Here is a 20,847-nt window from a genome sequence, read left to right as displayed (position 1 = left end):
GCTTTTTTTTCGCATTTGCACAAAATAAATTCAAAAACGGCTGAAACCTGCGCTTTTTTAATTCTATTTATTTTAAACCCTAGACAAACAAAAAGGAGGTTGCGCCCTATATGCACAACCTCCCTTGGTATTTGGGAAGAAATTTATTTGAGTCTAACCGTTGGTCCCCATGAATCCGGGTTCACAGAACTGACGTTTCGACTTTAACTTACGGCAAAGGTTAGACGCTTCGCCCTTACTATCCAATGGTCCAGCCAGCAAACGGTAGAAAACGCCCTTGCCTGGCCCAAGGTTCACTTGAGAGACTTCGGACTGTAAACCACCTAACAGGCTACGGTGTGTGCGCTTAAGCTGCGTCCAACCGCGACTGGCGTCTCGTTTAGACTTATATGAGGCCAAATGGACCGCAGGCTGCGGTCCGCCTGTTCTCATGGCTTTACGCGGTGTTAAAGCGTTTGCCCCACCTGATGTGGGTTTTGTCATAAACCCACCAGTTCGTGGTGGTGCGGGCTGGAGGCCTTTTTCAATAGAGGCGCGCTCGCGTGAATATTCATCAGAAGAGATCAAACCTTCTTGTTTCAGCCCTTCTAGGCGACGCACCGTATCGGCAGATGCCATCAGGCCTTTGGGCGGCACAGCCGGGTTTGCCAAGATAAGCGGTGTATCAGGCATTAACGCATCAAGAATCATTTTGCGCTCAGCCGCATGTTGCTCAATCGTGATGGCGCGCATCTCTAATGCACGGCCAATAGCGCGCAAACGACCAGAGACTTGTGCCGAGCTCGGTACCGGACGATCAAGCCCAGCTGCCGGTGGCTTAGATGTCAACGGAACGAGCGAGCCAACATTGCGTTGACGACGAATCTTATATTCTTCCGGTGTGATTAAGCCTTGATCGAGCAAGTCACGCAATGTGGTAAAGCGCGACACGATATTTCGTGTACCTTCATCCATGCCCATTTCAGGGATCGCACCTGAGGACATGCGCATATCGGTTTGGCGCATAGCGGTTGTGGCATTACTTGGGGCCAGATAACCATAGTTACCCGCACCACCGCCAACACCTTGACCGGGACGCCCGCCAAGTTGTGCTGGTTTATCCACACCAGCCGCGCCCGTTGCCATATTACCAACAACACCACCAGAATCGATCATGGAGAGGTTCATGCTCGCCACTTCTGAAACATTGCGAGGCGTGCTGTCACTCCAGATGACCACATTCATGCTTTCATCTGGGCGCTGTGCCAGTACCGCTTCATATAAGGAGCGCGCACGGGTGATCTGCCCTGTGTTTTGATAAATCATGGCTTTGCCGAGCAAAGCATATACATTGTGGGGGTCAGCTTCTAAAGCCTCATCAAAGAGAGCTTCTGCGGGAAGGTAATTCCCCTTCACCAGTTCAGCCAACCCTTTATCTGCAGCAACGAGGCCACCAGATGTTTTTGAAAAAGCACTGCGTTCCCAGAATACGGGATCAAGCAGACTGCCTTCCTGAATCGCGCCGCAAGCAGACATGGTCAAACCCACAGCGAAAAGTGCAGCATAGCGTTTTGTCTTCCCAAACACGCTTTTGTTCCTTTTGCTTATGTCCTAGGCTGATATTTCCGCCGCATGCGAAAACAAGCCTATAAGACTCCTAATATAGGTTCTCCCATAATCCTATGTGAATCCTAATATTTCTTTAATGAAAACAAAAAGGATCAACGCCCACTTATTATTATATACGAAAAACTTTTTTTTCTCAAAAAAACCTCACATCAAAGGTTTCTTAACTTTTTTGCTCAAAGATAGAGGCAAGTTAAATGATATCAAATTTCTGATTGTGAGGAAACAATGGCTAAAGCACACGTCCAGCCGGGTGACCGGTTTTTCAAGGTCGGCCATCCAGAGACTGTATGGATTGCCACACGCCTTATTGAACTCCCGAACCTGCCTATGCATGTTCATCTAACCAATGAACGTGATGATCTGCAAATGCAGACTCTGAGTGAAGTCGCACTGGAAGACCGCAAACTCTACCAAAAAGTTCGCACTCACTAATAAAGTTAAGCGAAGACACCAAAATAAAAAGACGGCCCTTTGCCATGAAGGGTCGTTTTTTTATGGCTATTGCGGATCAGTCTTGGGGAAGCTCACCCTTCAATTCTTTCAGCCATGTTTCTTTAAGGCACAAACGCACGCTATCCATGGGGGAGATTGCAACAATGATCTGCCCAAAAGCATCCTGTAAGGAACGGATTGCTTTTAAGACTTCTTCTGAGCGATCACGTTCCATCGTTTCGCGACCAATGGCATACATTTTCTCAAAGGCAACTTTCTTAATTTCATTAAGCTGATCAGCCAGTGAGACAGCCGATAAACAGGGTGTTTCTTCTAACAAGGTCGTCATCTCAGATAAAGACTGGGTGATAATCTCACGCAATTGCGGGTCCGTAATATGTGAAAAGCATGCGTTATCCGAACCTTGAGCCATGATTATTTCCTAATTGATTGCCTTATGCTCATACTTATTAGATAAAGATAGCCATGTCGAAAATTATCTTATTCAACAAACCTTTTAATGTACTGTGCCAATTCACCGATGAGGGAATTAAGCGCGAAACACTGGCTGATTATATTGATATTCCCAAGGTCTATGCCGCAGGTCGCCTCGATAAAGACAGCGAGGGGCTTTTGCTTCTTACTGGAGATGGAAAGCTTCAGGCGCGTATTTCTCATCCTAAATTCAAGCTGCCCAAAACCTATTGGGTTCAGGTGGAAGGCGTCCCCACCCAAGAAGCCCTCACCATGCTTAAAAACGGTGTCACTTTAAAGGATGGCAAAACACGCCCGGCAAAAGTGCGCCTGATGGATGAACCAGAAAACCTTTGGGAGCGCACGCCTGCTGTCAGGTTTAGGGCTAATATCCCCACCAGTTGGATTGAACTCAGCATTACAGAAGGGAAAAATCGCCAAGTGCGGCGCATGACAGCAGCTGTTGGATTCCCCACCTTACGATTGATTCGCTATGCCATTGGTCCCTGGAATTTAGACAATTTAGAAACAGGTCAATGGCTTGAGGCTTCAATTAATGAGGATGACCTGCCTAAAGTCCCGGTTGAGCGTAAAAAAACATTCCATAAGCGACAAAATAATCAAAAACACCGTAGAAACAGAAACTAGAAACCATTAAGCTATTCTCCAACGGGGAGAAAAACAGGCATGACAGCCAGTGATACATCAATAAGAGAAAAAGACCGCTTCGTCGCATTAGCCTTTTGCCGAGCAGACTTACTATTTGAGCTCAACGATTCTCGCATGATCGAGTTTGTTGCAGGGGCAACGCCCGTTCTGCTGGGCAAAAAACCTGCCCAAATGAGAAAAACCAATTTCCTTGATTACATCCATGAAGACGACCATCTGTTGGTGGACGAGCTGATGGATACGGCCAGTAACAAAGGCCGACTTGATGATGTGACACTTCACCTGAAAGGCCCTAAAGGGGCAAAGCTGCGTATTGTTCTGTCTGGTTATCGCGTACCTGATTTTAACAATCATTTTTTCTTAGCCATAAAAGTTGAACCCAAAAAAGATTCCTTTGGCAAAATCAATCCGCTTCGCCGTGACCAAGACACAGACCTTCTGGATGCCGAATCCTTCTCTCAGGCTGCATCAGAAAGGATCAGTTCCTTTATTCGCGCCGGTGGGGATGCTCAGGTTTCCATGGTTAAGGTCAACCAGCTTGATAAATTGCTTCAAGAAGTTGACGGAGAAGATAAACAGAAAATCTTGGACGAAATTTCTGATTTATTGAATGAAAACTCAATTGGTGGCGACACAGCAAGCCGGATTGATGAAGACAGTTTCAGTTTTGCCCACTCTAAAGAAGTTGATGCAGATAGTGTTAACAGCAAAATTGAAGAATTAGCGAAAAACATCCACCCTGCCGGTGCGATGGTACAGGCGATTTCCTCCACATTAGAAGTCGATGGCGCTGACATGAGTGAAGATCAAGTCAGTCGTGCCATGATGCATACCATGCAGAAATTCTGTGAGAATCAGGGCTCCCTGCGGGAAGATAATATTTCCGATGTTCTTTCAGGCATGATGAACAATACGGTGAAAAATGTTGATTTCATCAAAGAAATTTCACGAACACGTGATTTTGATATTTATTACATGCCGATCAACGATCTAAACCGTGGTTATGTCCATCACTTTGAAGGGCTTGTGCGCTTTAGAGGCGAACATGGCGGTCAATCTCCATATCACATGATTAATCTTGCTGAAGAAGTCGGGATTATTTCTGAACTTGATATGGCAATTGTTGAAAAATGCATTGAAGAAGTCACGCGTTACAACAAACGCAAAGCCATTCCGCCCGTTGCCGTAAACTTATCCGGGGCAACGGTTGGTAATGAGGCCTTTATGCAATCCTTATTATGCCTTGTTAAAGAAGACCCAAGTCTTTCAAAGAAACTTCTGTTTGAGATTACAGAATCCGCAAAGATTGATGATTTGCAAAAAGTGAATAACACTATTCAATCTTTCAGAGAGCTTGGTTTTGAAATTTGTCTGGATGATTTTGGCGCAGGTGCGGCGAGTTTTGACTATCTCAACGCGTTAGATGTTGATGTCGTTAAATTTGATGGCCCTGTTGTTAAGCGCGCCTATTCAACCGATAAAGGCCATGACCTGTTAAAAGCCATGGCAAACATGTGTCGTGATTTGAAAATCGAAACCGTTGCCGAAATGGTTGAAGATGAACAAATGGCCTATCACATGAAAGAATGCGGAATTGATTATGGACAAGGCTGGTTCTTTGGAAAGCCAGACCCTGACCCCTATCTCTATTCACGTAAATTCGCCCCGAAATCCAAGGTTAAAAAGAAATAAGCTGATTAAATCTCAATCAGTTTATGTCCATCATAGTCAGTATTTTCATTGCCAAAATAGCCATGAGGATTGCAGACCACACGGGTGTCATGGATCACATAGTCCACACTATGATGTACATGGCCATGCACCCACAAAGACACATGGGCAAAATCGATCAACTCTTCAAAATTTGACGAAAACACAGGTGAAAGCACGTGCCCGTTATGTTCATCATGTACAGACTGAAAGGACGGGGCATTGTGGGTGACAAAAATGGTCGGCCCATGTTCATAGGGGTGGATAGCCTCTTCCCACATCCAGTGGATGGTTTCTTCACACATTTCTAAAGTATCTTTAGGTGTAAGTTTTTGCCAAACTTTCCAAGGATGAGTTCGAATATGGCGGTAATCCGGCATATGTTGGCCTGCGATCTTCATGGCCTCATCTTGGCCATCCTCACCATTTAAGGCGAAATCCGACCAAAGGGTCGCCCCTAAAACCCGCACCATATGTTCATTGACCGGAATATAAGCAATATCTCGTTCTAAAAACCAAATGGGGATGCCGCGTTCGCGATAACTTTCAGCCTTATTAGCGAGCAAGTCCTTTAAATGTAGGCCACTGCCCCAATATTCATGATTTCCATTAATATAGACCGTTGGCAGATTATAACGCTCAGCCATGCGCACAGCCCATAAAAAGCCACGCTCCCCCTCATCAATATCACCTGCAAGGATAAGCAGATCGGCCCCTTGTGCATCAAACTCTAACGGCTTGCTCTCAGAGGTGCGGGTTTCCAAATGTAGATCTGATACGGCTAGGACTTTCATTTTAAAGCCCCTCATTTTATTTAGCTTTTTATAAATATATGCCAGCGAAAGACTTTAATCAAATTTAAAGATGAAACAGATTTTTCATACATACGTATTTATACGAGATAGATATCGCGCTCAGAAATGACTATAAGGCGCTTATTAGAATAATTATAACTTTAAAGTCTTATCCAAATGGCTCCTGAAAAAAAACAAGTTGACCATATCCTGCTTCAGGCAGAAAGGCATTGTTTCAACTGCAATACAGGCAAACTGAAGCTTGGCACCATTGGATGTGCTGATATTTGTGATGTGATTTCTGAAACAATTATTAATCTAGAAGAACTGGCAAACAGCAAGTTTGATCATTTCATAAAACAGTCTTCAAAATAATCGCCTATTCACCACTCTGACTTTGAAAATATCGTAAAAACTGTGACTGAGCGATTTTGTTATATTTGACCAATTTCTTATTCATATAAGTGATTTCATCAAAATCATCATATGTTGCATGCTTACCGTCTGCAATTTTCAACAAAATCTCGCGCGGGTCTTCCCAATTATCACTGACACGACCGAGAGTTTTCACAATCCCCTTTGTCGGTGCGGATAAAATATTTTCAGCAGAATTCCCTTTTGTTAAGTCCATCAGGTTTTGATCAAATAGACGGACTGCATCACGCAGCCTTTGACGATCTTTAACCGAAGCATACTGATAGGAAATCAGGCAGAACTCCTTTGTAATTTTTTGGACCAACACGACCTGATCCCCAATGAGCTGCAACGTCCTGATATTGGCCTGGTCGCTTTTTGTGCTCGTATATTGCTGTTCCATTGCTGAAATGGCACGATCAGCTTGCTCAAGCGTCGGCATATTAAATTCAGCAATAATATCGACATCAAGCCCCGGCAACTTGCTTGTGCGCAGTAAAATATCTGATGCGAATTGCAAGAGCTTCCAGTTTGTATCGAGTTTCTTTAATTGAGCGAGAATCTTCGGGTCATCTTCTTTTGGGAAATCCGTAATCTCTTCCCCATTGATCAACTTATCCAGATTGGCATTAAAGGTATCAATAGATTGGCTGAGCTTTCCACTATATCGATCAGCTTCATAAAAGCTTCCGATGTAGCAAGCTGAGGTGGCAACGCTTTGTGTGAGCATTTTTAGCTTATTGAGAATTTCTATTTTTTGATTTTCAAGAGATGCATTGGCATGCGTATCCTGCACAATTGAAAGTGCAAAAAGAAAAACCGCCGCAGTCACACTCATCTGCCGTAGAAAATACATATTCCAAACCTGCTTCATATTCACCCAACGCACAGTTTACTCAAAAAGATAAGATATGACCATGGGTAAAATAATACAAATTGGGCATAGAAAAAGGGACCTAGGTAAAAACCTAAGCCCCTTTTCAAATTGGTAGCTGGAGCTACCCACCAAATTCAACGGCGACTTACTCATAACTGAGTATTTGAAATCAATAGTGTTGATAAATCCTTAATTTGTCAATGGAAAAATAGGGGAAGTAAATGGTTTCGAAGTTGAAACAGGCCGCAGAGAAGCTCGAACAAGCAAAAAACATGTATGACGAACAGGTCGCCAAAGAAAAGGGGAAATTCGGTGACATTGCTGAACGCTTAGAAATCGTTGAAATGACGGACAACGATATTACCGTCGCACTGATGTATTTTGAACATGCATCAAAAGAAGAACAACAAAAAATGTACGAGGCTGTCCTTCCAAAACTCCCTACCCGATTTCAAGCAAAAATCAAAAAAAGCATCTCAGAAGTTAAAGAAGCTCCGTAGGCGCATTCTCCATCTAGGAATTATGGTTGAGCGCTTAAAGGGGGTACAAGTGGCCGAGAATAAGAAATACCGTAAACAACGGACACGTTTGTTTGCGCAGATCAGTGGTCTTGCGGACAAAGCAGGAATACTCACTTCGCTTGAAATCCCTGCAACTATTGACTTGCAGACAGATGGAGCAGAAGCCGCCAACCTTGCTGCAACACTCTACGGTATGTTCCTTCATATCGCAGAACGACTGGAAGGGCCTGAACGAGATCTCTTAATTTCGTCCTGGCGCTTGGACGGTAAAGCCAAATTCAAAGACGAAAAAGAAAATTTAGAAGAAGGAGATCAACATGCTCCTTCCTAACCTTTCTTTTGAACTAGGTGTTATTGCCCCTCTGTTGGTTTTACCTGGCATGATTTTTATTTTTATTTGGAAAAAGCCAATTCCCCTTATCTTGTTAGCTATCACTTCATATGTCTGGATTGGCTATTGCTTGCAAGATGCATGGTTAGGCTTTCAAATCATTGCTGCAGAATGGGATGATTTAAGCGTATGGCGTGAGATATTGCCACAATTAGACCGACCATTGATTTTTGTTAGCGGTATAGCCCTGCTGTTTTCAAGCTACTTTCTCGCACAAGGTATTTTTGGCGCAAACATAAAAAAACTAGGAACCTCTGAGAAACTTACTGGTGCAGATCGCGCCAAGAGTGGCACTCATGGCACCGGACGTTTGATGTCACAAAAGGAAGCTAAGAAAGTCTATGGCGATAAGGAAGGAGTCATTCTAGCCCAATCGGATGATGGTAAATTTCTTAGGCTAAGAAATCCGGGTCATATCTTTACAGAATGCGTCACGCGAGGCGGAAAAGGTGTATCATCAGTATGTGTAAACGGCCTTGAATGGGATGGCCCCGTTGTCTGCCTTGATCCAAAGATTGAGAATTTTTTTATTTGGGGGCGTAACCGATGGGCTAAAGGCCATAAGGTCTGCTTGCTAGACCCGTTGAATATTGCCAGCAAAATTGAAAAACACTTTGAAAAAAATGGCGTAGCAGCATGTGTTTCAAGAACGAGTTTAAACGTTCTGGACTTTTTAGATCCACAATCTTCTAGTTTTTACAGTCAAGTACAAGAAGTTGCAGCAAACCTAAAACCAACGGCATCAGAAAAGGTAACCGATCCTTTTTGGGTTGATGCCCCTGCTGGTATCATTGTGACATTCATTATTTGGGTATGCTGCGCACCTGAAGAAGAAGTTGAAGGCCCCCGTACACTTGAGACTGTTCGCAACTATTGTTTCCACAAAGACCCTGACACCCTTATTGAAAACTGGATAGACCGCACAGAAATAGCAAACGGTTCATTATCACGTGCAATTATCGATTTAAACGAGTTTAAAGGCAATATGCGGGGCTATGCCTCAATTGTAAAAATCGCTCGTACCTGGCTGGCATTCCTTGAGGATGTTGGAACCTGTAAAACCCTTTGCGGTGAAATTGGTACTCCGTTCAAATCACGCGATATCCTTGACGGTGAAACCGATGTGTTCATTGGTGTTCCTTTGGAAATGCTTGAAACACAACCTCAATTCGCAAGGATTGTCATAACAGCCCTACTCCATGAAGTCATGAGGGCACATGGAGCTGTCGAAAAACGCATTCTTTACATTTTGGATGAAATGCCCCGCCTTGGGTATTTGCCTGTTTTGGAAACAAGCCAAGCGGCCTTAGCTGGCATGGGTGCCTCCATTTGGGCGATTGTTCAAAGCTATCACCAACTTGAGGCCAGATGGGATAGTGCCAAGGCAAAAGCCTTTTTCGAAGGTTTTAACGTTTTCCAATATTTCGGCATTACGCCTGGTAATGCCACTCGCGTTGCAGATCTCATTGGCAAGACCACAATTGTTGACCGGACCACAACGAAAGGTGCAGGTGATAGCCAACAAATGGACCGAATTGCTGGTACATGGTCTAGCAATCAAGGTGAAAGCATCACGCACAAAGAACGTCACCTCATCACAGCTGATGAGCTGCGTACACTCTCAATGGATCAAATCATTATTCAAACCGTTGGCCAGCCGCCATTACGGGCCAAACGAGTGAAGTACTACGAACACCCGCATTTTACCGGGAAGTTTGATCCTAATCCATACCAGTTTACAGGGGGCGTATAATGGAAAAAACAATCTTACTATTACGGTTATTAGGGATAATACCAATAATAACACTAGTTCTAATAAGCTATTCTTCCACTATCTACGCAGGCGGCATGCCAACGTTTGATGCCACCACAAATACCAGTGTTGTCAAACAGACCGTTGAGACAAGGAAAATTCTTAAAAGCAGTAAGGAAACTACTGAAAAAGTAACAGGCATCCTTGATCAAGCAGAAGACCTGAATAAGGCAATAGGAGATGGTGCAACTGTTGGTGTCGATGCTTTTAAGTGGGTTAATCGCGCTTCTAATGCTGCCAACAATGCTCTCAAAGCTTGCGGTATTGAAGGCATGATCCCGCCAATCTCCGGCATTGAAATACCGGGTATTGATCTGCCAGAATTTGATCTCAGCTGTATGAAATCAGCCTTCGAAGCTGTAGATGAAGTCCTCTTTACCTACAAAAAAGTCAAGAAAGGAACAAAGCTTACTATTGAATCCGGTTCAGGCGAAGAAGCAGCTGCCTATAAACGACCTCACTACTATCCAATTGGCAAGGAAGAGGCATTAGAACGCCAGAAATCCTACAGAATTAAAACGATCAAAACAGCGTTAGGTGCAGGCAACCGCATTAACGGTTCCAGCCTATCAGTCAACCAAACAAAGACCGAACTGGCAACCATGGGTAACAGCCCAGCGGATTTGAATTCGCTCGTTCGTATTTTGATTTCCGTTGAACTGGCGCGATATGAGCAAGATTTGGAACGCAACAATATCTTGGCTTCATATGTGAACATGGAAGCCGCACAGCTCATGGATCAAGTCCCTGTTGAAGAAGCCACAGGTGACGATTAATGAGCATTTTTGACGATGCATTAGACTGGTTTGGGGATACTGCCAACAGTGCGGGAAACGCAATTGGTGGCGCTCTACCTGAGTATGAATTAACAGGTAATTTGACCCAAGCCTATGCATCAATCATGAAAAAACTGGCTCCAACATTCTATATGTGGATTGGCAATGAAGTGGCCAATGTCATATGGGCTGGTTTCTTTATGCTGGCGGTCATCGTCTATGTTTTTAATCGACTTACTAATCAAAAATTTACAAGAGATACCGTAATTGGCGCTGTATCATTTATGACACTTCTTGCCATGAACTCAGCTATCGGCCCTTGGTTATGGCCTGCGGTTCAAATCCTTATTGATTATTGCGTTTGGATCTCAAAATCACTCATCATTGAAGCAGCATACCTAATCGGCATTCCCTTAGAAGCAATTTCAAATGTCGAAAGAGAACCTATTGCTGATCTGACCGCATTACTTGATGCACAAGTTGGCAACCTTAGCGATCTAGGCTTTGCACTCATAGACAAACAAACTCTCTGGACTATGGTCTCAAGTGCAAAAGCGAGTGCCAGTAGTTACGTTTTCGGTTTTTTTATCTCTTTTATTTTTGGCCTTGTAAGCTTTTTTTACTTTTTCTTGGTTGTGCGTTCACATGCCTATGTGATGTTTGTTTTTATTCTTTCCCCACTCATTATTCCCTGCGCAGGACCAAAGTTTACACGCCCTATTGCAAAAGCATCAGGAAAGACCGTGATGAACGGTTTATGTACCATTGTTGTTCCGTCTTTTGGGTTGTCTCTGGTCGTGACTGTGTTGAGTGCAACCAAGCGTCTCACTGGCTGTATTGAACATTTCTCAACTGAATATAAGACCAAATGCAAAAATGAAATTGCCGAACTCACTGACACGTTCGGCATCCAAATCCCAGAAGTAACAACTGCTGGCGGAGCCATTGACTTCTATCTCCTGGTGATTGGTGTGGGCTTGCTTTCAATCTTGCTGATGTTTGTAGGCGCTAGAACTGTTTCTCAGATCGTAGGTGGGCCTAGTGACGCATCCCCAATCGCCATTATCGCAGCAACGATGGCAGCAGCCAAAACGGCTGGAATGACAGTTAAAGGATCGAAACTAGCTGGACGAGGCACAATGGCTGTCGGAGGACAACTTGGCAGTCTCGGCAAAAACACTAGCGGTGCTGTCATCAATCTCGGCAAGGGTATCGGCAGCAAGTTTGGAGGGGGATAACTTATGCCTCCCCCACTTAATAGCTTTTTTCAACAGAATGAATGGAACCGATACGATGAATACAATAGATAGCCAAATAAAGCCTAAAATTGCTCCCAATGCAATTCCTAGAGTTGCCCCAATAGCTGAACTTACAAGGTATACAAGCCCTCTTATTACAGCTCCGGCAATGCCTATAACTATGCCGAACTGGATAGGTCTTGGCAAATCACTGTATACGCTCATGATCGCTTTCCATGCTGCTGTATCTCCAATCCATTCAAAGGCAGCAAGAATATACAAATGCATCTCAAACTCTAACCAGTGCAGAAAGTCTTTCCACACATCTGCGCTCGTTGCGCTTGCCCAATTTACCAGTTCTTCCATCGTTAAGTCTTTCAAAAACAAAGATTTATCATCTTTTAAAACTATCACATACATAGCTGAAACACAAGGTTTTAAGCGCCTTTCAGCTATATAATTTTAACTTTTTATCTTTTTTTTATACATGCCTAACAAGGGACAAAACACCATGAAGACCACCACCTTAACAACAAAATCTTTCTCCTTTATCGGCCTAACATTGATGACATTTCTTTCCTTTACAGAGCCCGCATCAGCTCAGGTTGTTGGTGACGAATTTAAAGAACTCATCAACGACTTTTTGAATGACGGAAACATTGTTATTCAAGGTGCTTTCTTTTTTGCCACTCTAGGTATTGCTGGCTGGTTACTTGCCAAAGGTAAGCCTTGGGGCTGGATCGGTAGTGTCGTTCTTGCAGGCTTTATCCTCGCGGCTGCTCCAAACCTTAAAGACAAACTCTTTTCAGATAACGTTTTTCAAGTCGATTAAGGAAGGGATCTCACTATGGGTGCCACTGTACCACTTTTACCAGCCTTGGGAATGCCACAGCACATGCTCTATTGTCCTAAAGCTTTGATCATACCGGGCTTTATGTTTGCTGCTACTGGCGGTGTGATGATCTCCCTCTTCTTTGAGGGAGTACTGCCTCTCGCCACAATGGCTTGTTACGCCGGATGGCACTTTTACTGGATGAGACAATACCGCCGAGATCCTTGGATCGTTATCACCTTAAAGACTCGTTACAAGCTTGGCTTGTGGGGAACCAGTTACACCAAAAATTTAATTAAAGAAAAGGCGTGGGTTTATGGAGCTTAGCCATTTAATTGATTTTGCCGCAGTCTTTGTAGTCGTTTGGGCTTTGGTCACTATTATGGTCAAAGCACAGCGTAAGAAGTATTACTTCGAACTTGACGAAAGTGAACTATCAGAACTGTTGAACCTTGATCGTACAGAAGGTGATGATGATTCTATTTGCGTAGATCGTGACGGTACATGCACAAAAGTAGTTGAGCTGATGGGACAAGATTTCGCAGCTCTTTCTCCTGAAGACAGATACAGAAAACTCTATAGCCGGGAAGCGTGGGTTCAAAGCCTCGCTGAATTAGGGGTTGATTTCAAGATTGTCTCTCACAAGACTGAGAACAAACCTATACCGCTAAACAGGCAAGCTCGCAGGCATTTAGCTCGGGCAGATGAAACCTGGGAAAGCCAGTTTGAAAGAACTTATGACCTTCGCCATTTCATCAGTTTTACCGTTAAAACTATTGAGGACTACAAACTTCTCAACGATGCCGTAGAAGAAACGATCAGCCATCTCTCAGACTACAAACCTCGTTTGCTGGCCAAAGTGAGTGAAACTGAAAACGAACTCCTTTCTCACCTATCAGATCTGGCCAACCCACTATGGCCATCCCCAGTAGGCAACGCAAAAACCGATATTGGAAAGCACATCACAGGAAGTCGCTTTAAGGTGCGCCCTGATGGTGTGATGGAATTCATTCGCGGTCCTGAAAAGATATATGGCGCCTCCATTGGTTTTTGGCGTTGGAATAATGACCAGGACGATGAAATGTTTTCATCGGTTCTGGCTCAAGATGTTCCCATGACCATCGTTCATTTGGTTGAAACCAAAAACAGCGCAGATAGCCGTTCTGAAGTAAACAATAGAGATTTGACCTTGGAAATGGATGATTCCGTTGAAAACCAAATGGTCACTGCAAAGGATTGGACAACACCAGGTAACGATGAAGAACATAATGTTTGCTATCATCACGTATCAATTCTTGTTTATGCTGAAGATGAAGAAACACTTTCAAAACGTATCCGCCAAGCAACATCGCCACTATCAAGATATGGTGTGCGCCCTGCCGTTGACGGTCCGGTATCGGCCGCTGCTTTTCTAAGCCTGTTTCCTGGTACTGCTCATCGTTTCCGCAATCAATTTATGTTCTCCCACAATATTGCGGCTATGTCGGCTCTTGAAGGTAAATCACAGGGACTAGAACGCTCCATGTTTGGCTATGGCCCTGTTCAGCGATTTAAGCCTGTTGATGGATCTGGTACAGTCAATTTCCAATTTTGTAATTCCGAAGACCCAAAAGCCGTTGGTCATACGACCCTTATTGGGAAAACAGGTGGTGGTAAAACAACAATATTGACCTTCCTGATTAAAGGACTTCTACGCTTCCGCCGTGTAAGAATTTTAGCCTTTGATCGAAGAAAAGGTATGTATGTTTTCACAAAATTTGCGGGTGGAACATATCTTTCTCTTGAAAGCAAACAAGGTTTTAATCCTCTTCAGCAAGAATTGACAGCTGCAAACCGTCAAAACATCAGGCACTGGTTGCGCATGTTAGCAGGTGGGTTAAGTGACCCTGAAACAGACCAGGTATTAGGCCGGATTATGAGGGCATTGCCTAACATCCCTCGTGAACATCGGTCCTTAAAAACTCTTTGGGATACTCATCTGAAAGGGACTGAATACGGCAGACGAATTCACAAGTTTGTTCATGATCCAGATTTTGATTGGATCTTTAACGCCGAAGAATGTTTGCTTCAGTCCATGTTGCGGAAAAACCGTCTTGTGGTCATTGATACCCTGGAATTTCTAGACAATGAAGAAATTGCACCGCCGTTCTTGCTGTATGCCCTTTCTGCTGTTGAAGAAATCAACTCAGCTGATGGTGTTCCTTTTGCTTTCGTCTGTGACGAAACCGCAGGCGCAGCCAAGAATAAGGAATTTTTAAAGCGTCTCTTCGAAATCATTTTCGAATGGCGCAAAATCGGTGGCATAGGCGTTTTTGCATTCCAAACCGATGAAACAATACGAGAGCTGAAACTTGAAGGAACAATCAAAGACCAGATGGCCACCTTGCTATTCTGGCGGAATAGAAAATTCAATGAAGAGTCTGCTGCCCGGTGGGGAATGGAAGTACCAGAGTATCAGTTCTTGACCTATGAAACAGGTAAAGCGGCTGGCGACTATGCCCTGCTTTACAAGCAAGACGAAGTTTCAGCATCAATCCAAGCAGATCTATCAATTCTTGGCCGTGACCGCTTCATGTTTAACTCAGATGTGAATGCCGCCAATGCACTTATCGCATTGGAGAATGATCCAAAGGTTAAAGATCCAAAACAAGCCTATCTCGAATTAGAAGGAAACTATGATGATTTCGTACAAGCAGCTTAGTGTAATCGCCCTTTTATTTATTGTCTCTGCTTGTTCCTCTAATCAGGAACCCGGCGATAACATCGGTGATGGCCGTGATGAAAGATCTATTTCGCCTTGCGCCTGCCTTGAAATAAAAACCAAAGGCAACGCAGACTTGGAAGAATATCAACTATATCTAAAGCGGGAATTAACGTCATGAACCGCTTGAAAATCATAATGGCACGTTGCAAAGAATTACTGGGCAAGATTGCCAGTGTTCGCAACAAAAGTGCCGAGGATAAAGAACGTGATGCTGTAGAAAAGGCAGAAAAGACATATCTGCGTAAACTGGCTAATACGTCCAAATACACACAAGAACGCACTGACAATCGCTTCTTCAAAATGCTGTTGACGCTATCTCTTTCAGTGCTAGTTGTTTTTGCGCTGAACAATCGTGAGCTGGCCGACAAACTGACCGTGAACATCCCTCAGCCACTATTAGAAGTCTTCATAGATAGCGAACGCCAAGAATACACTTATCGCACAGTTGAAGAAGCTACAGATTCAACGCTTCGAATGACCAAAAGGTATGTGACTGAATACATCCAAGACCGTGAGACATTTCATCCTGACAAAGCCCTTATGGATAAAAAATGGGGTGGATATTCTCGTCTCTATTGGCGAACCGATAAAAAGCACTGGCGTAAAGCTAATCGCATTCTAAAGCGCAAAAAGAAGGTCATGCTGAAGCGCAAAATGACGCGAAGCGTTCAGCCATCAAAACCTGAAGATATGGGTGATGGATGGTGGCACGTTAAAGCCACCTTTATTGATGAACCTAAACGTGGCACCCCCAAAGAAAAAACCGTGTCTATTTTCCTTCATGGGAAATACATCGATCTCAAAATGCCATCAAAATATGAAAACCAAAATGAGATTGGTTGGGTCGTGGATAAATACAGCGTCACTTTACAGAAGGGGGAAATGGAAAAAGATGGCGAAATTTAATTTTTGTGTAGTCCTGCTACTTACCCTTGTTTTAAGCAGTAATGCTATTGCTCAAGACAAGTATCAACGGGGACAATCCGCCCAACATAGTAAACCAAAAGGGAAGAAGGAAACGGTTGTCTATATTGAAAAGCCCTTCGATCCCATGAACATGACAAATCGAGAAATCGAAGAACTGCTTCAATTGGAAGGTGGAGCCGATCTCTCTGATTCTCGTGCTGTGTTGAACGCTGTCTGTGACCCAAAGGCCAAAGGTCACAAAAAGCAATTATCTCCTGGTATTCGTGTCTATGAATACCACAAACATAAAGCAATGCATGTTTGTATCGGGATTGGTGGCAAAACCTGGATTGAGTTTCCTTCATGGGAAATCATCACTAAAGTTAAGCCTGTCCTTGGTTCAGAAACGATTTTTGGTACAGTAGAACATGATAGTCATTCCGTAACACTACATGCGGAAAACTCAGGTGTAGATACAACTCTCCACGTTAGGAGCGGTTTTGGCAATCTTTATACATTTTTCGTAAAAGCAATTGGTACAGAATATAAGGCTGTGCCAGATGCTTCGGTTTTTGTGTATGTCGATGAACCGGAAGATCTCGTTGAACGCACCAAAGTGGCCAAGGCAGAGATCGCGACTGAAGACGCTTTCACGACGATGAAATCCGAGATGAATAAAAAGCCGGATTACAAACGTGAGAAGCCCTTTGATTGGACTAAAGCCGATTGTAACGATTATCGCGTAGCTCCTCTAAACGATGCCGGAAAAGAGCTGATGCCAGAGCGCGTGTGTACGGATGGATACTGGACATTGTTTGATCTAGGCGACAAGTCAGACAGCAAGCGAAGAGTGACAATCTATCAGGTAGTAGATCGCACAGACCAGCCATTAGCGCCGCAAACCAGAGGATCAAGAGACCAGCTTATTCTAGTTAACCGCACCGGGAAATTCACTCTTGGTATTGGTGAAGCGATTATTTGCGCAACTCTGATTGATCGCAAGGACAAGTATAAGGATCATCCAAATGGCTAGTTCTTGGGGATGCGCTTTCCTAGCGATTTTCGGTGCTTGTGGAGATGAACCACCACAGAAAACCGAGACCTTACCACCTATACCCGAAACGCAAGAAATTGAGTTAATCGGTGAACCAGAGCCTGAACCAGCAGCACCGCCACCACCGCCACCTAAGGTAGGAAAGCTCGCTGTGCGCCCTTTAAACATTGATTTTGGGGCGGTTCTGGAAGGAGATCTTAGTAGTGTAAAAACTGTGAGACTTCAGAATGTTGGTGATGGGCCTTTATTGGTAGGCCATTTTGGGTTGCCAAGACGATATATTAAAACCAATGATGATTGTCCCCCGCAACTTGCACCAGGACAACATTGTCAAATCAACCTTAGCCTTGATACAGCTAGACCAGGCTTGGTCAATGAAACCCTTAGCGTTGCTCACACCAAAGCTAAACCTTATCGTGTTTCCCTGAGTGCAAACATCATAGCCAAACCAGTTCCACCACCTGAGCCGGAGCCTGAACCAGAACCTATCGTGTATGAGGCTCCACCACCGCCTGAGCCATCCCGTGAGGAATTGTTACGAGACCTAGCGCGAAAGCAACGTTATAAGGCACGACCTACAGCAATCAAAAATGCTAGTTACACATCACCTTTAGCACAACAAGCACAAGCGAAGGGGCCAAGTGGTCATTGGCGATATCAAGATAAAAGCTACAAGGGTATTGGAATTGCCAAAACAGAGGTTTCATATCCTGTTGATCGCTGCCGTGTGATAACAGAAGATGCCTATATTGACGCATCTATCGAAAATTCGGTGAACTCCATGATTGGAGGCAGAATTGTTGCTACGGTTTCTTATCCAGTTATGGGATCAGAATGTAATTATGTGTTAATCCCACCAGGCACACGCATTGTAGGTGAATTCAAACCTCTTGAAGATAATTCTATTACCCGGCTAGAAGTCGCGTGGCGACGCATGATCCTGCCGGATGGTTCCAGCGTTATCTTTGATTTCGGCGCAGCCGATGTTGAAGGCAAAAGCGGTTATCAAGGTGAGATTGATGATCGAAAAGAGGAAAAATACGCAACCATCTTTGCCATCAGTGCAATTGATATGGCCATGTATGGCGCGGCCGCGTACTTCCAAAATCAATCTTCCTCTACAGGGCAAGCAGTTGCGCAAATCAATACAAATACATCCAGTCAGTTAGGTGAAGTCACCGCTGCGATTATTCAACAACAACTCAATATCAAAAACGTATTGAGATTACACAAGCGTCTTGAGGTCAAAATCATTCCAACCGCAGATTTGTGGTTTCCTGAAGCTGTTTATGAACAGGGAGTAGCTCAAAAATGATCCGTTTTCTAACCCTTACCTTTTTATGCATATTTGCCTTCAGTGCCTTTGCACAGGATCAAGGTAATCCAGATCAAACCCAATATGAAGAATTAACTGTAACACTTGCAGAACCTTTGGTTATTGAGGCAGAAAAGCCAGCAACGGTTAAAGCGAACTTCATGGAAGTAATTGAAAAACAAGATGGCAACCTAGTTAAGCGCCAAGTTCTAGGTCTTCAGAGTGTCAACATTGAAGGTGTATTAGCTCCTGAAGCTGCTAATCAAGTGCGCCGGGACGGTACTATGTCGAAAACCGACTTGGCGCGGATCGGTGGCATGATTACCTGGAACGCAGTCTCTTTGGCCAAAGCGAGTGAAGATGGGGAAGAAGAAGTTAAACGCTCTCTTCTCCCCTCGCCTTTACAGTCCACCATTGAAAGCGAAGGCAGTTCTGTAAACAGTGGAACGGCGGTGAGTGCCAAAGGTGATATCCAAGGTGCAATCCTGACAGCACAAAACCTGTTGGATGAGAAAGACCAACAGAAAGAACTACTTTCTGAAGACAAGGATGAAGAAACAGACGATCCAGTGCAAACACCTCGTGTTGGTGGTGGTAGTGATGATGGTGGCGGAACTGAAGGAGGAAATGATCTTGGGAAAACGGGCAGCTACGATATTGAACCTACCGAAGTTGAAGATATTCCGGCGCAAGGTCTAACAACTGAAGGATGCGCCCCTGAACCAGATTTCACCACCGAAAAAATGGTAGAATTAAATCAGTTCACTCATGATGGTGTACCTGATGGAAACTGTACACCTAGCGGCACCACATGGGATTTGAAAAAAGGTCGCGCATCTTGTCCTGATGTTATTGAGGGCGATAAGGCCATATCTACTTTCCGATACTACTACATGCACCCGGTAGATGGTCAAAAGTTCATTGATGCCGAAGGCGATTGCCGTAAAGACACAGATCCTGATTATATTTTTGATATCGTAGATGATCCGTCTCTTTGCCCGAATTGGCGAGAAGATATGGTTAGTGCAGAAAAGAAAGCCTATCCGCAGGCCAAACGCGTCTATCGAGGTGTAAATAACAATCTTGAAACCGTCGAAGACTGTAAAGACTTTGAGGATGATACCTATAAGCCTGTACCGATTACTGAAACCACAGATATCTGTGGAATTAAGGATTATTTCAAAGATGCAGATGGTTATTCAGCGCAACTCTCTCGCTACGTTTATGACAAACTGGGAACTACTCAACAAGCGCGAGGTTGCATCGAAAACGGTGTAACCTACCCTCATGAATATGACCGTACATCATGTGGCCCTGATGAAAACTATTCTGAAGGTGTCATGAAGTACGTTAAACAGATCCGTAAGTATATCGTTACACCAGAAGGATCTCCTTATATTACACCATGTGAGCCAGACCCAAATGGTTCTTTTGATATTAAGTCAACAACGACTGGATGTAGTGGTGATAATGATTTTCTGCATGACGTGTCTGGTGGGACAAGCCTTGGTACCAAGAAATACTACCACTTGGAAAACGGTGTCCAACAGTGGCTTAAGAATGGCCTCTGCGTTGCTGATACAAGCCGTTCCTATGATCACAACATAGAAATCACTGGGTATGAGCATAAAAATGAAGAAAAGAATTCTTATCCACTTACCGAAACTTATATCAACACCGAGTTTGGTAAAAAAATTGCGGAAAGCTCACGTGTAAAAGCAGATGCAACTGCCATTCCCTATCTTTACAGCAAAACAGAAGATCGTCCGACAGGTACTTACTCTTATGAAGATTGTAACAAGTTTGCTGATGTTGCCACAACAGAAGTGTGGACAAATGCAGACAATGACGACGTAGGATATCCAATTGGTACTGGCACTCCTATTGGCCCTGAAAATGCCTGCCAAAAATTTGGTGGCATAGGTACTACCGACTGGACCCTCATAAATGATCAGATGTCCTATCAAAATGCAATGTCGTCTTATGTCTGCGGTATTAACACCTGTAGAAATGCGCATGTTACAAGTATCCGCACCTGCACCTATAAAGCGACCGTAATAGTCACCCGTGATGACGGTCTAGAAATCAGCTCAAACACATATGATGAGGATATCACTCATTCAACAACACAAACCCGGTCAGCTAGTACCGCTTATTTCCATTCTGGGTACAACGACCTTCGTACTAATCCAGGTGACTGCGCCCCTAATCCTACCGCTGCCAAAGTAGCAGAATGGCGTGCAAAGTACGGTTATTAAT

Annotated in this window: 21 protein-coding genes; 17 read left to right on the top strand and 4 right to left on the bottom strand. The window is 44.0% G+C overall.

The annotated features are described in order from the left end of the window. Positions 1-153 precede the first annotated feature (153 nt). A complete protein-coding gene (locus tag MTBPR1_RS16575) occupies positions 154-1,566 on the bottom strand; it encodes a tetratricopeptide repeat protein (protein WP_069190147.1) in 1,413 nt (470 codons plus the stop codon). A gap of 267 nt (positions 1,567-1,833) precedes the next feature. On the opposite strand from MTBPR1_RS16575, the gene MTBPR1_RS16570 reads away from it, so the two are divergent. Beyond that, complete coding sequence (locus tag MTBPR1_RS16570) at positions 1,834-2,040, top strand: hypothetical protein (protein WP_069190146.1); 207 nt, start codon at positions 1,834-1,836, stop codon at positions 2,038-2,040. A gap of 76 nt (positions 2,041-2,116) precedes the next feature. Here the strand turns inward: MTBPR1_RS16570 and MTBPR1_RS16565 are convergent, their stop codons facing one another. Beyond that, positions 2,117-2,473 (bottom strand): hypothetical protein, encoded by a 357-nt coding sequence (locus tag MTBPR1_RS16565; protein WP_069190145.1) that lies wholly within the window; start codon positions 2,471-2,473, stop codon positions 2,117-2,119. Positions 2,474-2,526: 53 nt separating this feature from the next. Between MTBPR1_RS16565 and MTBPR1_RS16560 the strand changes: the two genes are divergently transcribed. Both MTBPR1_RS16560 and MTBPR1_RS16555 read left to right on the top strand, forming a co-directional pair. Then, the gene (locus MTBPR1_RS16560) at positions 2,527-3,162 is read left to right on the top strand and encodes an rRNA large subunit pseudouridine synthase E (RefSeq protein WP_069190144.1); all 636 of its coding nucleotides are present in this window, start codon (positions 2,527-2,529) and stop codon (positions 3,160-3,162) included. A 39-nt stretch (positions 3,163-3,201) separates the two neighbouring features. Beyond that, positions 3,202-4,875, top strand: a complete 1,674-nt coding sequence (locus MTBPR1_RS16555; protein ID WP_069190143.1) for a sensor domain-containing phosphodiesterase — start codon at positions 3,202-3,204, stop codon at positions 4,873-4,875. A 5-nt stretch (positions 4,876-4,880) separates the two neighbouring features. On the opposite strand, the gene MTBPR1_RS16550 is transcribed toward MTBPR1_RS16555, so the two are convergent. Continuing rightward, positions 4,881-5,687 (bottom strand): metallophosphoesterase family protein, encoded by an 807-nt coding sequence (locus MTBPR1_RS16550; protein WP_069190142.1) that lies wholly within the window; start codon positions 5,685-5,687, stop codon positions 4,881-4,883. 177 nt (positions 5,688-5,864) lie between these two features. Here MTBPR1_RS16550 and MTBPR1_RS16545 point away from each other — a divergent pair, with 177 nt between their 5' ends. Continuing rightward, complete coding sequence (locus MTBPR1_RS16545; protein WP_069190141.1) at positions 5,865-6,062, top strand: hypothetical protein; 198 nt, start codon at positions 5,865-5,867, stop codon at positions 6,060-6,062. A gap of 4 nt (positions 6,063-6,066) precedes the next feature. On the opposite strand, the gene MTBPR1_RS16540 is transcribed toward MTBPR1_RS16545, so the two are convergent. Continuing rightward, positions 6,067-6,957 carry a type IV pili methyl-accepting chemotaxis transducer N-terminal domain-containing protein gene (locus MTBPR1_RS16540; RefSeq protein ID WP_165602694.1) on the bottom strand — a complete coding sequence of 297 codons (891 nt, stop codon included), beginning with the start codon at positions 6,955-6,957 and terminating at the stop codon, positions 6,067-6,069. Between the two features lie 242 nt (positions 6,958-7,199). Between MTBPR1_RS16540 and MTBPR1_RS18200 the strand changes: the two genes are divergently transcribed. The 13 genes from MTBPR1_RS18200 (at position 7,200) to MTBPR1_RS16470 (ending at position 20,846) form a co-directional block, all read left to right on the top strand. Beyond that, positions 7,200-7,478: a hypothetical protein gene (locus MTBPR1_RS18200; RefSeq protein WP_069190139.1), complete on the top strand. Its 279-nt coding sequence runs from the start codon at positions 7,200-7,202 to the stop codon at positions 7,476-7,478. Between the two features lie 49 nt (positions 7,479-7,527). Next, a complete protein-coding gene (gene traD, locus MTBPR1_RS16530; protein ID WP_205631265.1) occupies positions 7,528-7,830 on the top strand; it encodes a conjugal transfer protein TraD in 303 nt (100 codons plus the stop codon). After that, positions 7,817-9,643, top strand: coding sequence for a type IV secretory system conjugative DNA transfer family protein (locus MTBPR1_RS16525; RefSeq protein WP_069190137.1), 1,827 nt, complete (start codon positions 7,817-7,819; stop codon positions 9,641-9,643). Before traD ends, MTBPR1_RS16525 begins: the two co-directional genes overlap by 14 nt. A gap of 95 nt (positions 9,644-9,738) precedes the next feature. Next, positions 9,739-10,479 carry a hypothetical protein gene (locus MTBPR1_RS16520; protein WP_069190136.1) on the top strand — a complete coding sequence of 247 codons (741 nt, stop codon included), beginning with the start codon at positions 9,739-9,741 and terminating at the stop codon, positions 10,477-10,479. Further along, positions 10,479-11,717 carry a hypothetical protein gene (locus MTBPR1_RS16515; RefSeq protein ID WP_069190135.1) on the top strand — a complete coding sequence of 413 codons (1,239 nt, stop codon included), beginning with the start codon at positions 10,479-10,481 and terminating at the stop codon, positions 11,715-11,717. Before MTBPR1_RS16520 ends, MTBPR1_RS16515 begins: the two co-directional genes overlap by 1 nt. Before the next feature lie 55 nt (positions 11,718-11,772). Then, positions 11,773-12,177: a hypothetical protein gene (locus MTBPR1_RS16510; protein WP_069190134.1), complete on the top strand. Its 405-nt coding sequence runs from the start codon at positions 11,773-11,775 to the stop codon at positions 12,175-12,177. 51 nt (positions 12,178-12,228) lie between these two features. Next, a complete protein-coding gene (locus MTBPR1_RS16505; RefSeq protein WP_069190133.1) occupies positions 12,229-12,549 on the top strand; it encodes a TrbC/VirB2 family protein in 321 nt (106 codons plus the stop codon). 15 nt (positions 12,550-12,564) lie between these two features. Then, complete coding sequence (locus tag MTBPR1_RS16500; protein WP_069190132.1) at positions 12,565-12,876, top strand: hypothetical protein; 312 nt, start codon at positions 12,565-12,567, stop codon at positions 12,874-12,876. Beyond that, a complete protein-coding gene (locus tag MTBPR1_RS16495) occupies positions 12,866-15,250 on the top strand; it encodes a VirB4 family type IV secretion/conjugal transfer ATPase (protein WP_069190131.1) in 2,385 nt (794 codons plus the stop codon). The genes MTBPR1_RS16500 and MTBPR1_RS16495 overlap by 11 nt, the downstream gene beginning before the upstream one ends. Before the next feature lie 177 nt (positions 15,251-15,427). Beyond that, positions 15,428-16,219 (top strand): hypothetical protein, encoded by a 792-nt coding sequence (locus MTBPR1_RS18195; protein ID WP_069190129.1) that lies wholly within the window; start codon positions 15,428-15,430, stop codon positions 16,217-16,219. Beyond that, the gene (locus MTBPR1_RS16480) at positions 16,206-17,252 is read left to right on the top strand and encodes a TrbG/VirB9 family P-type conjugative transfer protein (RefSeq protein WP_069190128.1); all 1,047 of its coding nucleotides are present in this window, start codon (positions 16,206-16,208) and stop codon (positions 17,250-17,252) included. The genes MTBPR1_RS18195 and MTBPR1_RS16480 overlap by 14 nt, the downstream gene beginning before the upstream one ends. Beyond that, the gene (locus MTBPR1_RS16475) at positions 17,245-18,588 is read left to right on the top strand and encodes a TrbI/VirB10 family protein (protein ID WP_069190127.1); all 1,344 of its coding nucleotides are present in this window, start codon (positions 17,245-17,247) and stop codon (positions 18,586-18,588) included. The genes MTBPR1_RS16480 and MTBPR1_RS16475 overlap by 8 nt, the downstream gene beginning before the upstream one ends. After that, positions 18,585-20,846, top strand: coding sequence for a hypothetical protein (locus MTBPR1_RS16470; protein ID WP_069190126.1), 2,262 nt, complete (start codon positions 18,585-18,587; stop codon positions 20,844-20,846). Before MTBPR1_RS16475 ends, MTBPR1_RS16470 begins: the two co-directional genes overlap by 4 nt. Position 20,847: the final 1 nt, after the last annotated feature.

The sequence above is a fragment of the Candidatus Terasakiella magnetica genome, from assembly GCF_900093605.1.
Taxonomy (GTDB): domain Bacteria; phylum Pseudomonadota; class Alphaproteobacteria; order Rhodospirillales; family Terasakiellaceae; genus Terasakiella; species Terasakiella magnetica.
Note: the sequence above shows the minus strand (reverse complement) of the source record. Positions and strands in the feature narration are given on the sequence as shown.

Bases quoted from the DNA above. Each gene is read 5' to 3' on its own strand.
- MTBPR1_RS16475 (WP_069190127.1), top strand. From the start codon at position 17,245: ATGGCTAGTTCTTGGGGATGCGCTTTCCTAGCGATTTTCGGTGCTTGT.
- MTBPR1_RS16565 (WP_069190145.1), bottom strand. From the start codon at position 2,473: ATGGCTCAAGGTTCGGATAACGCATGCTTTTCACATATTACGGACCCG.
- MTBPR1_RS16540 (WP_165602694.1), bottom strand. From the start codon at position 6,957: ATGTATTTTCTACGGCAGATGAGTGTGACTGCGGCGGTTTTTCTTTTT.
- MTBPR1_RS16470 (WP_069190126.1), top strand. From the start codon at position 18,585: ATGATCCGTTTTCTAACCCTTACCTTTTTATGCATATTTGCCTTCAGT.
- MTBPR1_RS16495 (WP_069190131.1), top strand. From the start codon at position 12,866: ATGGAGCTTAGCCATTTAATTGATTTTGCCGCAGTCTTTGTAGTCGTT.
- MTBPR1_RS16480 (WP_069190128.1), top strand. From the start codon at position 16,206: ATGGCGAAATTTAATTTTTGTGTAGTCCTGCTACTTACCCTTGTTTTA.
- MTBPR1_RS16555 (WP_069190143.1), top strand. From the start codon at position 3,202: ATGACAGCCAGTGATACATCAATAAGAGAAAAAGACCGCTTCGTCGCA.
- MTBPR1_RS16505 (WP_069190133.1), top strand. From the start codon at position 12,229: ATGAAGACCACCACCTTAACAACAAAATCTTTCTCCTTTATCGGCCTA.
- MTBPR1_RS16515 (WP_069190135.1), top strand. From the start codon at position 10,479: ATGAGCATTTTTGACGATGCATTAGACTGGTTTGGGGATACTGCCAAC.
- MTBPR1_RS16525 (WP_069190137.1), top strand. From the start codon at position 7,817: ATGCTCCTTCCTAACCTTTCTTTTGAACTAGGTGTTATTGCCCCTCTG.
- MTBPR1_RS16500 (WP_069190132.1), top strand. From the start codon at position 12,565: ATGGGTGCCACTGTACCACTTTTACCAGCCTTGGGAATGCCACAGCAC.
- MTBPR1_RS16570 (WP_069190146.1), top strand. From the start codon at position 1,834: ATGGCTAAAGCACACGTCCAGCCGGGTGACCGGTTTTTCAAGGTCGGC.
- MTBPR1_RS16510 (WP_069190134.1), top strand. From the start codon at position 11,773: ATGAATACAATAGATAGCCAAATAAAGCCTAAAATTGCTCCCAATGCA.
- MTBPR1_RS18200 (WP_069190139.1), top strand. From the start codon at position 7,200: ATGGTTTCGAAGTTGAAACAGGCCGCAGAGAAGCTCGAACAAGCAAAA.
- MTBPR1_RS18195 (WP_069190129.1), top strand. From the start codon at position 15,428: ATGAACCGCTTGAAAATCATAATGGCACGTTGCAAAGAATTACTGGGC.
- MTBPR1_RS16520 (WP_069190136.1), top strand. From the start codon at position 9,739: ATGCCAACGTTTGATGCCACCACAAATACCAGTGTTGTCAAACAGACC.
- MTBPR1_RS16545 (WP_069190141.1), top strand. From the start codon at position 5,865: ATGGCTCCTGAAAAAAAACAAGTTGACCATATCCTGCTTCAGGCAGAA.
- MTBPR1_RS16560 (WP_069190144.1), top strand. From the start codon at position 2,527: ATGTCGAAAATTATCTTATTCAACAAACCTTTTAATGTACTGTGCCAA.
- MTBPR1_RS16550 (WP_069190142.1), bottom strand. From the start codon at position 5,687: ATGAAAGTCCTAGCCGTATCAGATCTACATTTGGAAACCCGCACCTCT.